This is a genomic window from Natronorubrum aibiense (genome assembly GCF_009392895.1).
In the GTDB taxonomy this organism is placed as follows: Archaea; Halobacteriota; Halobacteria; order Halobacteriales; family Natrialbaceae; genus Natronorubrum; species Natronorubrum aibiense.
The window spans coordinates 1,194,761-1,208,109 of sequence record NZ_CP045488.1; the positions used below are offsets into that span (position 1 = coordinate 1,194,761).

Sequence of the window (13,349 nt, forward strand, 5' to 3'; positions counted from 1 at the left end):
GAACCGGCCGACCGCGGTTTCCACCGACTCGGCGGCGATGGCACCGTCTCGAGACGATCACGACGAAATGCAAACGCGAATGGCTGCGCAATGAAACTACTCAAATACACGATCTACAGACTCTTGCAGGCGATTCCCGTCCTGATCGGGATCTCTGTCATCACCTTCCTGCTCGCGAACCTGGGGCCGGGCGATCCGGTCAGCCTCATGCTCCAGGGCCAGGAACACAGCGAGGAGTTAGTGCGAGCGATCGAACAGCGATACGGGCTCGACAGACCGTTACACGAGCGCTACGTGACTTATATGGCCGGCCTGCTCGAGGGTGACCTCGGTCAGAGCATCCACTATCAGCGGCCGGTCGCCGATCTGATACTGGATCGAATCGGACCGACGCTCCTGTTGGTCCTGTCGGCGTACGCGTTCGCGCTGGTGACGGCGATTCCGCTCGGTATCGTCGCCGCCGACCGTCGGAACGAACCGACCGACCACGCCTCGCGAATCGCCGCCCTCGCCGGCGTCAGCACGCCGTCGTTCTGGATCGGGATCGTCCTGATCCTGATCTTCGCCGTCAAGCTCGGCTGGTTACCCTCGAGCGGGCTCATCTACCCGTGGCGACCGCCCAGTTCCTACCCGGGCATCAGCGGCCACCTCGAGTTGTACTACGAGTCGATCCGGCACCTGCTGTTGCCGATGATCGCGCTGGGGACGTTACAGATGGCGACGATCATGCGCGTCGAGCGCACGCAGATGATCGAGTCGCTGCAAGGCGAGTACGTCAAGCTCGCCCGCGCTTACGGCGTCCCAGAGCGGACGATCCTTCGCAAACACGCGTTTCAGGTCGCACAGCTTCCGATTATCACCATCGTCGGGCTCAACCTGTCGACGGCGCTCGGCGGGGCGGTGTTAGTCGAGACGGTGTTCAACATCAACGGGATGGGACAGCTGTTCGTCGAGGCGATTCAGCAAAACGACTACCAGCTCGTGATGGGCGTCACGATGCTACTCGGCGTGTTGTTCGTGGTCGGCGTCATCATCACGGACATCTCGTATGCGTACGTCGATCCACGCGTCACTTACGGTGAGAGGGAGTAATCATGGCAGTTGGTGAATCACAACTCGAGAGCGGAACGGACGCGGTGGCCGACGAGGACGACGTCGAAGCCCGCGTCGGCTGGCGATACACCGTCGCGCGGATCAAACAGGATACGACGGCCCGATGGGGGCTGTATATCGTGGCAGCTGTGCTGAGCATCGCGGTGTACGCCGCCGTGGACAGCAACCTGTCGCTGCTCACGTTCGGACTCCTGTCGGATTTCACGTTCGCGCGGCTGTTGCCGATCTTCGATCACCCCACGTACATCCCGCCGCCGGGCGAGGGAACACAGCACATGCCGCCGTACTTTCCGCTTGCCGAACAATCGTGGAATCCGTTACCGGCTGGTGGCACGCTCGAGCATCCGCTTGGGACTGACCACACCGGTCGGGACTACTTTACGCGGATCGTCTACGGCACGCAGGTGTCGGTGTTCGTCGGCCTCGTCTCGACGTTTATCGGCCTCGCCGGCGGGACGGTGATCGGTGCCGTCGCCGGCTACTACGGTGGTCGCGTCGACGACGTGCTGATGCGACTGGTCGAGACGGTCTACGCGATCCCACCGCTGATCCTCATCATCGTCTTCACTGTCTTCATCGGCGGGGCAAACATCTGGTACGCCGTGCTCGGTGTGGGGATCGCGTTCATCCCCGTCTTCGCCCGCATCATCCGGAGCCGAGTGCTGAGCATCCGCGAGATGGACTACATCGAAGCCGCGCGGGCGGCCGGTGTCAGGGATCGAAACATCATCATGCGTCACGTCGTTCCCAACAGCTTCGCGCCGGTGTTGGTGTACGCGACGTTGCAGATCGGCGTGACGATCCTCATCGTAGCCGGACTCTCCTTCCTCGGCTACGGCGCACAGCCGCCAACACCGGACTGGGGCCAGATGCTCAACATCTCCCACGGCTACATGCACTCGAACGTCTGGCTCTCGATCTGGCCGGGATTGGCGATCATGATCACCATTATGGGCTTCAACCTGTTCGGCGACGGCCTGCAGGACGCCCTCGATCCCCGAATTGACGATTAACAATGAGTTCAGAACCACTCCTTCGCGTCGAGAATCTCAAGACACAGTTCTTCACGGAAGCCGGCACCGTCCGCGCCGTCGACGGCATCTCCTTCGAGGTCTACGAGGGCGAGATCGTCGGCCTCGTCGGCGAAAGCGGCGCTGGCAAATCAGTCGCCTCGATGAGCCTACTGCGACTCGTCGAGCGCCCCGGCGAGATCGTCGCCGGCGAGGTTACCTACAAAGGCGAGACGCTCTTCGGTCTCGAGGAAGGGCCTGACGGCAATCTGCAGAAACGGGACGACATGCTCTCCAACGAGGAGATCCGGACCCGGATTCGGGGCAACGAGATCGCCGTCATCTTCCAGGATCCGATGGAGTCGCTCAACCCCGTGTTCACCGTCGGGGGACAGCTCCGTGAGTTCATCGAACTCAACCGCGGACTCTCGGAGGACGAGGCCCGCCGGGAGGCGATCGACATGCTTCGCGAGGTGGGTATTCCCGACCCCGAGCAACGCTACGAGGAGTACCCCCACCAGTTCTCGGGCGGGATGCGCCAGCGCGTGCTCATCGCGATGGCGCTGGCCTGTGAACCCAGCCTCATCATCGCCGACGAGCCGACGACGGCGCTCGACGTCACCGTCGAGGGACAGATTCTCGATCTGGTCGACGACCTCCAGAAAAAGTACGGGACGAGTTTTATCTGGGTCACCCACGATCTGGGTGTCGTTGCCGAGATCTGTGACCGCGTGAACGTGATGTATCTCGGCGAGATCGTCGAACAGGCACCGGTCGACGAACTGTTCTACGACACCAAACACCCCTACACGCAGGCCCTGCTCGAGTCGATGCCCAGACCCGATCGAACCGTCGCGGATCTCGAGCCGATCGAGGGCGTGATGCCGGAGGCGATCAATCCGCCCTCCGGCTGTCGGTTTCACCCGCGCTGTCCCGACGCGCGGGCGGTGTGCAAACGGGTCCATCCCGAGCCGAAAGTGGTCGCCGACGCCGACGGCGAGCCCCACCGGGCGGCCTGCGTAAAACACGACGTTTTCGACGTGGGCTACGACGAGAGTCCGCCGCTCGAGGGCGCGGTGGACGGCGAGGGAAGCCGACGAACCGACGAACCGCAGTCGGAACTCGCGGCGAATCCCGCCGGCGACGAGCACGGAGGTGATGGCGGTGAGTAGCGACTTGCGCACGAGCGAGGCGCGCGACGCTGACCGGGACGGGCCGTTGCTCGAACTCGAGGGCGTCTCGAAGTACTTCGGTCAGGGCTCCGGCCTTTTCGGCGGGTTGCAGTACGATCCGGACACGTTCCCGCCGATCAGCGTCGATCGCGAGCGGGTGGAAGCAGTCGACGACGTCTCCCTCGAGATCCAGCCCGGCGAGACACTCGGGCTAGTCGGCGAGTCCGGCTGTGGCAAGTCGACGCTCGGCCGGACGATCCTGCGCCTGCTCGAGCCGACGGACGGCGAGATTCTCTTCAGAGGGGAGAACCTCGCGGATCTCAGCGGCGAGGAACTCCGCCAGATGCGCTCGGAACTGCAGATGATCTTCCAGGATCCCCAGTCCTCGCTCGATCCGCGGATGAAAGTCGGCCAGATCATCGAGGAGCCGATGCGCGCCCACGGGATGCTCGATGACGAGGGCCGAGAGGCACGAGCGAAAGAACTCCTCGAGAAAGTCGGGCTCGACCCGCGCCACTACAACCGCTACCCCCACGCCTTCTCCGGCGGCCAGCGCCAGCGGATCAACCTTGCACGAGCGCTGTCGGTCGATCCGGAGTTCGTCGTCTGTGACGAACCCGTCTCCGCGCTCGACGTCTCGATTCAGGCGCAGGTACTGAACACGATGGAGCGGCTCCAAGAGGAGTTCGGGCTCACCTACCTCTTCATCGCCCACGACCTCTCCGTGATTCGCCACATCTCCGACCGCGTCGCGGTGATGTATCTCGGCCACATCGTCGAAGTCGCCGAGAAAGAGGAACTGTTCGAAAACCCCCAGCACCCGTACACGAAGGCGTTACTCGAGTCGATTCCCGTCCCCGATCCACGGGAGTCGGGCGCACGTGGCGTCCTCGAGGGCGAGGTGCCGAGTCCGACGGAGCCGCCCTCTGGCTGTCGATTCCGGACCCGGTGTCCGGAACTGATCGCCCCCGAGGCGTACGACCTGACCGAAGCGGAGTGGTCGCACACACGGGCGTTCATGCGCGCCGTCAAGCGACGGACGTTCGAACCGATGTCAGCCGCCGAGTTGCGCCGGGAGTTCTTCGGCGGCGACCTCCCGGGCGGGGAGGCCGGTGAGATCGTCGCGGATGCGATCGACATGATCGCCACGGACAGCGACCACGGCGGCGAGTCGGCCGACGACCGCAGCGACTGGACTGCCGCGACCGACCTGCTCCTCGAGTCGTTCGCCGAACGGAGTATCTGTGCGCGCGAACGACCCGCGTACGACCTCGAGCCGGTCCACGGATCGGGAGCACACTTCGCGGCGTGTCACCGCCGTCGGTGATTGAGTAGCATCGACTCGGCATAAATATCTGATTACATACAATTGTGAATAGTCCGCTAGCCTCACGAAAGTGGTCCAGCTAATCGACTGTATATCGTGCTGACATCGCCTGAGGCGTTTGTTTACGACGCTGGACCAATCGCGACGTGTGGCGTCTGAACAACACGATCTTTCATCTCGAAAATACTTATGTATCCCCCGTCGCTATTTACTCATGTATGAGTAAGATCCTTGCAGCAGTCACGGCAGGCACGCAGCGAATTGCAAAGGCACGACGAACGGTCGCCCACTCCCCGCAGTTCGGCGACGACCAGTCGGCGGACGAGGACGGGCGCCCAACGACGCGAATTCCCCCGGGTGGCTTCCTCACCGGGTGAGGGAGCGATTCATGACCACCGCTCGCGGTCCCGCTCGTTTTCTCTGCAGTTGATCGAAGCCGATCAGGTCGACCTCACTCGAGGACCGACGACGGATGCTTGAGGTAGACGTCCTGTTCGGTCACCCGCTGGTAGAGTTCGTACAGCGTCTCGACCGCCGTCTCGTTCGGAGTGAACCGGATGTGGGGCGCGGAGTGATAGCCGCGACAGCTGATCAGAAAGAAGTACAGCGTCCGATGGTGGGCCGGCGTCGCGTCGACCACACCCAGCGACCGCCCGCCGAGGTCGTCCGAGAAGTCGTTGAGCAGCGCCGCAATATCGTCTTGAAGCTGTTCGTCCGGGCGATACCGTGGAATTCCGAACGTCTGTTGCATGTACGTCGTCGCCGCCTCGAGAAACGGGTTCGAATCTAACCCGGTCGGATCGACGGTCTGGAACGTCTCGTACAACTCGAGGACGGTCGAGAGTTCGTCGCGCGTGACGGCGATCGGTAACACCGGCTCCCCGCGGGGCAGCGAGTAGTCGGGAAACGCGTGGGAGCTCGGGTCGGGAAGTTGGGCGAAGACGTGCTCGAGCGACATATGTGGTACCACGACACACTCGCCTAAACGGTTACTGGTGGCAGGCAAGCGACAGATACAGTGACAGCGTTTCAGACGGGCTGTTGTCCCGACGTCCCAGTGTACCCGCGACCGTGATCGATTGCACCGGCACTGACGGGTGACCGCTCGTCTCAGTCGGTGTCGCGTTCGATCCGGATCGTCGTCGAATCACTCGGTCGAGGACGGTCGTCACCGGTCGCGACGAACGCCCGCAGTTCGTACTCGCCGGGGTCGGGCAGAATCGATTCGCGCCTCGTCCCCTCGCCCGCGCGCTCGAATCGGCCGTTCCACGTGACCGAAAGCCGTTTGCGTTCGCCGCCGCCGAAGCGAAACGTCGAGGGGCGATCGCGGGTGAAGCGACGTTCGTCGCTGGCCTCGAGGATGCCGTCGACCGTCCACCCCCAGCGCCGCTGTCGGGGCGTCGGTATCGAAATCGGCACCGGCAGCCGGTTTCGAAACTCGACGGTGAGTTCGACGGGGTCGTCGGGTGCGTAAACGTCCCGATCGGTCTCGAGCGAGACGGTAACGGCACGCCGGGCGAGCGCCGTCGGCACGAGTGCCGACAGCAGCGTCACGACAGTGTACCGCGAGTCGTCGCTTTCGTGCCCGAACTCGTCGCCTGCATCGGTCCCGGCGTCGTGCGGTGGCTGTGGGCCGACCATCGAGTGAGACGTGACCGCTTACCTACTAAATTGTACGGTCAACCCGGCAATTGAATAGTGATCGATCGTGTGGAATAGGCGGTGACACGGCCGTTATCAGGGGAAACGGATGTCCAAGAACGGTTATTGCAGTACGGTTCCTCCATCTGGTTACAGAATGTTACCTGTAATCGAAACGCTTCCGCTCCAGACCATCGATGGCCCCTTCGCGGGTGAACTGTTCCTCGTCGCACGCGTGCTGTTCGGCGGGATCATCGCGTTCATGGGTCTGAATCACTTCCTCGATCTCGAGACCACCACGGGATACGCTGAAATGAAAGGCGTTCCAGCACCGACGCTCTCGGTACTGCTCTCCGGGGTCGTCCTCGTACTGGGCGGGCTCGGTGTCGCGCTCGGACTGTTCCCAGCGCTCGCGGCGGGCTCACTCGCGGTGTTCCTGCTCGTCACGACGCCGCTGATGCACGACTTCTGGGCCGTCCCGGACGACCAGCAACAGAGCGAACTCACGGCGTTTATGAAAAACGTCGGTCTGTTCGCTGGCACGCTGGTGGTTCTCGCGGTCAGCACCCTCGAGTGGCCGTACGCGCTCGGAATCGGGCTGGTCTGACCGACAAATCCTGACACACGAGTCGAAAAGCAATCGCTATTCCCTGTCCCAACCCCCACTTATCGCCAAGCCGGCAGCGTCGGCGCGTCGTCCGCCTGCATCGAAAGCCAGGCTCCGTCGGCCGAAATGTCGGCGATGACGTATTCCGCACCCGAATCGCTCGAGTCGATCGAACCGACGATGGTGTCGGACGTCATGGTGTGGGAGTGTGTCACCATGTATGAGAGTGACACCCACCCATATATAAACTCGTCGAATTGGACTATCCGGTGAACCGACAAATCGAACGCGGCGATCGCGGACGTGCGAAACATTGGGTTTATACTCATTTTGGCCGTACGGTGGGGATATGAACGTAGCCGACGCGATGACGCCTCGTGAGGACGTGGTTACCGTCGAACTGCCCGGCACTCGATCGGACGTCCTCGAGTACCTCCAGGAGCAGTCGTTTTCCTCCGTTCCGGTCGTCAAACCGACCGACAACGGTCCTGAGTACCGTGGGTTGGTTTCGCGAGATGCCCTGATCGAACAGCCAGACGAAGACCAGCTCGTCATGCTGATGGACGACGTCCCGACGACGACGGCCGAGACGTCGCTTGAGGACGTCGCGCGGACGATGGTCGAAGAGGGTGCTCGCCGCGTCCCGGTCGTCGACGGGGAGTTCGAAGGGATCGTCACGGTGACTGACGTGGTCCACGCCATCGCGACGGGCGATCAGGCAACCGAGGGCGTCGTCGAGGCCCTCGCAAGCGAGAACGTGAACACGACCTACGAAGGCGCACCGCTGCCGGTTGCCGAACGGGAACTCTTCTACGCGAACGTCCCCTACACCGTTGCGCTGTCCGACGACGGACGGATGAGCGGCGTCCTCACCGAGGTCGACATCATCGACGTCGCCCGCATCGTCGAGGGCGAGGAGTCGACGGGCGACAACTTCCCCGATCAGGATTCGGAGTGGTCCTGGGAGGGCATCAAAGCCGTCGGCAGCCGCTATCTCCCAACGCGGGACATCGAGCTGCCGACCGGCCCCGTCAGCGAGTTCATGAGCGACGACGTGGTGACGGTCTCGGCTCAAACGAGCGTTCAGGAGGCTGCACAGCGCATGATCAGCAACGACATCGAACAGATCCCGATGCTCACCGGCGAACAGCTCGTCGGTATCGTCCGCGACATCGATCTGCTGGAGGCTTTGTATGAGTGAGAACCAACAGGCGGAGACGAGCGAATCGGCGACCGACCAGACGAGCGAGAAGTTAGTCGAACTGGCCAAACGCCGCGGCTACTTCTTCCAGTCGTCGGGTTCTTACGGTAGCGTCGGCGGCTTCTACACGTTCGGCCCACAGGGAGCGGCCCTGAAAGGCAACATCGAAGACGCCTGGCGCGACCGCTTTGCGCTCGCCGAGGGCAACATGGAGATCGACGCGCCGACGATCATGCCCGAACCCGTCTTCGAAGCCTCGGGCCACCTCGAGGGCTTCGACGACATGCTGATCGAATGTCCCGACTGTGGGACGAGCAGCCGCGCGGACCACCTCGTCGAGGACAACACGATGTACGAGGATGCCGAGAGCCTCGAGATTCCGGAGGTCGAAGAGATCATCGCCGAGTACGAACTCGTCTGTCCCGACTGCGGTGCCGGCCTCGCGGGCGTCGCCGTTGAGGATTTCAACCTCATGTTCGCGACCAACATCGGCCCCGGTGACTCCCAGCCGGGCTATCTGCGCCCCGAGACGGCGCAAGGTATCTTCGTCGAGTTCCCCCGACTCAAGGAGTACGCTCGCAACCAGCTTCCGTTCGGCGTCACCCAGATCGGTCGGGCCTACCGCAACGAGATCAGCCCGCGACGGTCGATCATCCGCACCCGCGAGTTCACGCAGGCCGAACTCGAGTACTTCATCGACCCAGAGGAAGACGAACCCGACCTTTCGGCGGTCGAAGACGTCGAAGTGACGCTCTACCCCGCCACCGAGCAGAACGACGAGGACGGCGACGAGATCCAGACGACGATCGGTGACGCCGTCGCCGACGACGTGATCGCCAGTCCGTGGGTCGCCTACTTCCTCGGCGTCGCCAAGCCGTGGTACGAGGCCGTCGGCGTCGATATGGACCGGTTCCGCTTCCGCCAGCACCTCTCGGGTGAGCGCGCCCACTACGCGAGCGACTGCTGGGACGCCGAAAGCGAGATCGACGGCAACTGGATCGAGATGGCCGGCTTCGCCTACCGCGGCGATTACGACCTCTCGAAACACAGCGAACACTCCGGTGACCGCTTTACCGTCTTCAAGCAGTACGACGAACCGAAGACGGTCGAGCGCGCCACCGTCGACCCCAACATGAGCTACCTCGGTCCCGAGTTCGGCGGCGACGCAGGGGCTGTCGTGGAGGAACTCGAGGCACTCGCAGCCCGCGATCGCACCGCCTTCGAGGGCGATACGGTCGAATTCGAACTCGAGGGCGAGACCTACGAGATCCCCGTCGAGAAAACCGGCTTCGCGGTCGAAGAGCAGACCGAATCCGGTGAGCACATCATCCCCCACGTCGTCGAGCCCTCCTTCGGTGTGGACCGGCTCGTCTACACCGTCCTTCACCACGCCTACCGGGAAGACGAGGTCGACGACGAGGAGCGAACCTACCTCGAACTCGAGCCCGAAGTCGCCCCGACGTTCGTCGGCGTCTTCCCGCTGCAAAGCGACGCGGAACTCGAGGCCCAGGCTGACGAGATCGTCGACGACCTTCGCGAGGCCGGGCTGTCAATCACCTACGACGACTCGGGCAACATCGGGCGGCGCTACCGCCGACAGGACGAGGTCGGGACGCCGTTCTGTGTGACGGTCGACTACGAGACCGTCGAGGCCGACGAGACGACCGTCACGGTCCGCGAGCGAGACACGACCGACCAGAAGCGCCTCCCAGTCGACGACCTCGCGGAGACGCTGTCGGCGATCCGCGAAGGAGACCTCGAGTTCGAGGACCTATGACATCCTCCGCGCCCTGAAGGGCGCGGTTTCCTCCGTGGGAGTCTCGGCTATGCTGATTCCCCGGAGGCAACATTCCCGTTGTGGTGGACGGTACTCGGGTCTGTGCGCTGTTCTTTGGGACTTTCGCGAGGGTGTGGTGTCCCCGACCAATCGTGGTCGTCCCACTCGAACCGCACGGGCCGTGCCATCGGCCTGACTGCCTGTTCTGTATGCCGCTCCAGGAACGTTTCTGACGCTGTAAGGTCGGCGTGACCTTCGAACCCACACACGGACAGGTGAGCATGTCTCGATTCCGTGTCGTTCTATCCGTACCGCTACACTGCGGGCATTCTTGACTCGTCCACGCTTCCGACCGAACTTCGATCGTAATCCCGTACTCTTCGGCGGTACAGGCCAGTCGCTCGGTGAACTGTTTGAACGCCCAGAAGTTGTGTGTCTTGGCGTTGGTTTCGACCGACCAGTGCGTGTCCAGCACGTCGGTCAATCCACCGATATACACCGTATCCACACCATCTTCGTACAGGCGCTCCAGCAGGTCACGACACAGTGATTCTTGAGCGTGATCGCGGCGACGAGTTCGTTTGCGGTACAGCCGCCGGATACGCTTGCTGCTGTATCGACCTTCCGGCAGCTTGGACTGCAACTGGGCTATCTCTCGTGTCATCTCACGGAAACGGTCGAACAGATCTCGACCTTCGTATAGGTATTGTTCACCGGTCATGGTGGTACAGGCGACGAGATTATATGCGGAACAGGCGCAATACCACGGCCTGAAGGCCGTGGATACGCGCCGTCACTCGATGATGCCACCCACTGACAGAAGCATAGCCCGAGTTTCCAATCCTAACGTTCAAATCACAAGAAACCCTACATTATGGCAAGGTCAGGTCGGAACGGAGCGGATTCCGAACGACCTTCGGAGGTCGTTCGAGAGAGCGTCGCTCTCTCGTGATGACGAAAATCTTTAATTTTCGAACCACGGTCAACCTGCCAATCCAATGAGACAGTATCCGAAACGCCAACGCGGTGAACGCGAATCCTTGAAGGATTCGGCTCGTGCCCGTCGGTTGAGCAAGCCCGATGATACCTCCGAGTCCGTCGACGCGTCAGCGACTTCCTGCTGGCAAAAACAACAGCTGGGTGTCAACGATGCTGAGGATAGGAGTAACGGCCACTTGGCATGGCCAGACAGCCACCGACCACGACGACTGGGTTAGACGCGAACTCCCGAAAAGTGGCGGAGTCATGGTTGTAAACCTGAAACTCCCACCGCTCGGGATTCCTGCGTCTTCAGGCGCAGGAGGATGTCAATTGCACCAATATCCAGAGCGGCCTTCTCAGAAGCCAGTGGAGTGTCCCGTGCATCGTCAGAAACAGTCACGGGTTGCGAAGCTCGGAAGGTGCTATCCGTCTTGTCGTACCACAGGTCCAACCGACCCTGTTTGTCGTAGTCGGGCCAATTCGGGTTGCCGACAATTTCCAGTCGGAGCCGCCCGGTGTGGTTGTGTCGGGTTTTCAACTCGCTCCCTACAAGGATCTCAAGTCGAGAGCGAACGCCCCATTCGATGGTGTACGACGTGTTTCGAATGACGGTATGCAGTTTGCGTCCATCGTCTTTGTTCCCCCAAAACCCGGGTGGTTCGGGGTTTTCAGTGACCGATGTGTTCGACTCGTCGTGATACTTCTTCTTGTTCTCGAAGAAGCCGCGCCACGCTTCGCTGTTCTTGCGAATTACTTGCTGGGCGGTGGATGCACCAAGCACGCCTTTGTACTTGCCTTCGAGTTGGCCTGTATCGGCGTCCCAGACGTCACCATCGAAGCCGTCCTCGTCGTTGTACCGCATGAGGCGTTCGTAGTTAACTTCGTTCCAGAGAGCAGCGGAAGCGTCCAACAGGTCCCGGAGCAGTTGCTCTCCACTATCGGAGAGCGGTCGCACGGCAAACGTGTTAGTCCGCTTCATCGCTCATTCCAACCGACGTCATCGGCTGTTGTAAAGACGACCCACCCGCGGTGAAAGTGAAAATAGTGAGATGGGTTCGAGACTCGGGCTGGCAGTAACGTGACGGGGCGGAAACAGAGTGTACGCGATTCACGCCCGTTGAGCAAACCGAAGGTTTGCGATGCCCATCAGAACGCTCGAGTGGTCGGGGTTTAGTTTGAACACTCGTTTCGGAAGCGTTCGCTCGAGTCGTTGGATCCGAATAGCGTACCGGCGTAGCCCAGATTCAGAAGTGACGCAGACCACTCCCGCGTTCTGAGGACGCCGTGAACGGCGGGACTCTCTCGCTGTTAAAAGGTAGCGTCTCGAGGACCGTTTTCGGGGAGACTGTTTTATGCTGGCGGCGCGTTTGCTGCGTTCGAATGTCGAGCGACAACGACGCGGTCGATCATCGGGTACGTGCCGACGACGGCGCGGTTCACAGCGTGTGGGACAACGGCCTCGAACCGGTGTGTACGGTCGAACCGGGCGACGTCGTCCGCTTCGAGTGCAACGACGCCACGAACGGCCAAGTCGGCCCCGACGCGACGGCTGCGGACCTCGCCACGCTCGATATCGACCCCGTCCACCCGTTGACTGGGCCCGTCGCAATCGAAGGGGCACAGCCGGGTGACGTCCTCCAGATCGACCTCCTCGAGATCGACCACGACGGCTGGGGATGCACGCTGGTGCTCCCGGGAGAGATCGAACTCGGACTCTTAGCCGACGAGTTCCCAGAGCCGGCACTGTACGTCTGGGAACTCGAGGACGACGTCGGCGAATTCGTCGACGGGATCGAGGTGCCTCTCGACCCGTTCCCCGGCGTGATCGGTGTTGCACCAGCTGAAGACGGTGCACACAGCACATTCCCGCCGCGGTCGGTCGGCGGAAATCTGGACGTCAAACAGCTCACGGAAGGGTCGACGCTGTATCTTCCCGTCGCAGTTGAGGGGGCCCTGTTCAGTATCGGTGACGGCCACGCCGCTCAGGGTGACGGCGAGGTCTGTGGCACTGGTATCGAGGCCCCGATGACCGTCACGTGCCGGTTCGACCTGCGGTCGGACCTGTCGCTCGAGACCGCACAGTTCGAAACGAGGGGTCCGTTCACTCCGACCGGTCGGGACGAGCCGATGTACGGGACGACAGGCGTTGCGGACGATCTCATGGACGCAACCCGACAGGCCATCCGACACATGATCGACCACCTACACGACGAACGCGGCCTCTCCCGGACTGAAGCCTACATGCTGTGCTCGGTGGCCGTTGACCTGAAACCCAATCAGGTCGTCAACGCCCCGAACTGGACCGTTTCTGCGTATCTCCCGGAGCGCATCTTCCCGGAGCCGCGTCGTCGGTCAACGACAGGGGAGTGACGGCCCGAGCCGGCTCCGGACGTCCGCGAGCGACCGCGACCGTCCCGGTTCGTAACCTGTGGAACACATTTATTCGGTGACAGCCTACCAGCGCCATGAATCGTGAGCGCGTCGACCGGCTCGAGTGGCCCTGTCGAAACAGCGAACGGG

12 protein-coding genes and 2 pseudogenes are annotated in these 13,349 nt (G+C 62.2%); 9 read left to right on the forward strand and 5 right to left on the reverse strand.

The annotated features are described in order from the left end of the window. Positions 1 to 90: 90 nt before the first annotated feature. The 5 genes from GCU68_RS05915 to GCU68_RS21245 all read left to right on the forward strand — a co-directional run bounded on the left by GCU68_RS05915 (position 91) and on the right by GCU68_RS21245 (position 4,999). A complete protein-coding gene (locus GCU68_RS05915; RefSeq protein ID WP_152939812.1) occupies positions 91 to 1,092 on the forward strand; it encodes an ABC transporter permease in 1,002 nt (333 codons plus the stop codon). A gap of 2 nt (positions 1,093 to 1,094) precedes the next feature. Then, positions 1,095 to 2,126: an ABC transporter permease gene (locus tag GCU68_RS05920; RefSeq protein ID WP_152939814.1), complete on the forward strand. Its 1,032-nt coding sequence runs from the start codon at positions 1,095 to 1,097 to the stop codon at positions 2,124 to 2,126. A gap of 2 nt (positions 2,127 to 2,128) precedes the next feature. Next, a complete protein-coding gene (locus GCU68_RS05925) occupies positions 2,129 to 3,295 on the forward strand; it encodes an ABC transporter ATP-binding protein (protein ID WP_152939816.1) in 1,167 nt (388 codons plus the stop codon). Then, complete coding sequence (locus GCU68_RS05930) at positions 3,282 to 4,622, forward strand: ABC transporter ATP-binding protein (RefSeq protein ID WP_152939818.1); 1,341 nt, start codon at positions 3,282 to 3,284, stop codon at positions 4,620 to 4,622. The genes GCU68_RS05925 and GCU68_RS05930 overlap by 14 nt, the downstream gene beginning before the upstream one ends. 218 nt (positions 4,623 to 4,840) lie before the next feature. Next, on the forward strand, positions 4,841 to 4,999 hold the full coding sequence (locus tag GCU68_RS21245) for a hypothetical protein (protein WP_168927073.1): 159 nt from the start codon (positions 4,841 to 4,843) through the stop codon (positions 4,997 to 4,999). A gap of 74 nt (positions 5,000 to 5,073) precedes the next feature. Here GCU68_RS21245 and GCU68_RS05935 read toward each other — a convergent pair whose 3' ends face one another. Continuing rightward, positions 5,074 to 5,580 (reverse strand): hypothetical protein, encoded by a 507-nt coding sequence (locus GCU68_RS05935; RefSeq protein WP_152939820.1) that lies wholly within the window; start codon positions 5,578 to 5,580, stop codon positions 5,074 to 5,076. 152 nt (positions 5,581 to 5,732) lie between these two features. Further along, complete coding sequence (locus GCU68_RS05940) at positions 5,733 to 6,263, reverse strand: hypothetical protein (protein ID WP_152939822.1); 531 nt, start codon at positions 6,261 to 6,263, stop codon at positions 5,733 to 5,735. Between the two features lie 157 nt (positions 6,264 to 6,420). On the opposite strand from GCU68_RS05940, the gene GCU68_RS05945 reads away from it, so the two are divergent. After that, a complete protein-coding gene (locus GCU68_RS05945) occupies positions 6,421 to 6,870 on the forward strand; it encodes a DoxX family membrane protein (protein ID WP_152939824.1) in 450 nt (149 codons plus the stop codon). A gap of 59 nt (positions 6,871 to 6,929) precedes the next feature. Here GCU68_RS05945 and GCU68_RS21250 read toward each other — a convergent pair whose 3' ends face one another. Beyond that, on the reverse strand, positions 6,930 to 7,088 hold the full coding sequence (locus tag GCU68_RS21250; protein ID WP_449411965.1) for a DUF7556 family protein: 159 nt from the start codon (positions 7,086 to 7,088) through the stop codon (positions 6,930 to 6,932). Between the two features lie 131 nt (positions 7,089 to 7,219). On the opposite strand from GCU68_RS21250, the gene GCU68_RS05950 reads away from it, so the two are divergent. After that, positions 7,220 to 8,071: a CBS domain-containing protein gene (locus GCU68_RS05950; protein WP_152939825.1), complete on the forward strand. Its 852-nt coding sequence runs from the start codon at positions 7,220 to 7,222 to the stop codon at positions 8,069 to 8,071. Further along, on the forward strand, positions 8,064 to 9,848 hold the full coding sequence (gene glyS / locus GCU68_RS05955) for a glycine--tRNA ligase (protein WP_152939826.1): 1,785 nt from the start codon (positions 8,064 to 8,066) through the stop codon (positions 9,846 to 9,848). The genes GCU68_RS05950 and glyS overlap by 8 nt, the downstream gene beginning before the upstream one ends. A gap of 47 nt (positions 9,849 to 9,895) precedes the next feature. On the opposite strand, the pseudogene GCU68_RS05960 reads toward glyS, so the two are convergent. Beyond that, a pseudogene (locus tag GCU68_RS05960) lies at positions 9,896 to 10,596 on the reverse strand (transposase); the annotation flags it as partial. Positions 10,597 to 11,148: 552 nt separating this feature from the next. After that, positions 11,149 to 11,808, reverse strand: a pseudogene (locus GCU68_RS05965) (RNA-guided endonuclease TnpB family protein); the annotation flags it as partial. Between the two features lie 401 nt (positions 11,809 to 12,209). On the opposite strand from GCU68_RS05965, the gene GCU68_RS05970 reads away from it, so the two are divergent. After that, positions 12,210 to 13,199 (forward strand): acetamidase/formamidase family protein, encoded by a 990-nt coding sequence (locus GCU68_RS05970; protein ID WP_152939827.1) that lies wholly within the window; start codon positions 12,210 to 12,212, stop codon positions 13,197 to 13,199. Positions 13,200 to 13,349 lie beyond the last annotated feature (150 nt).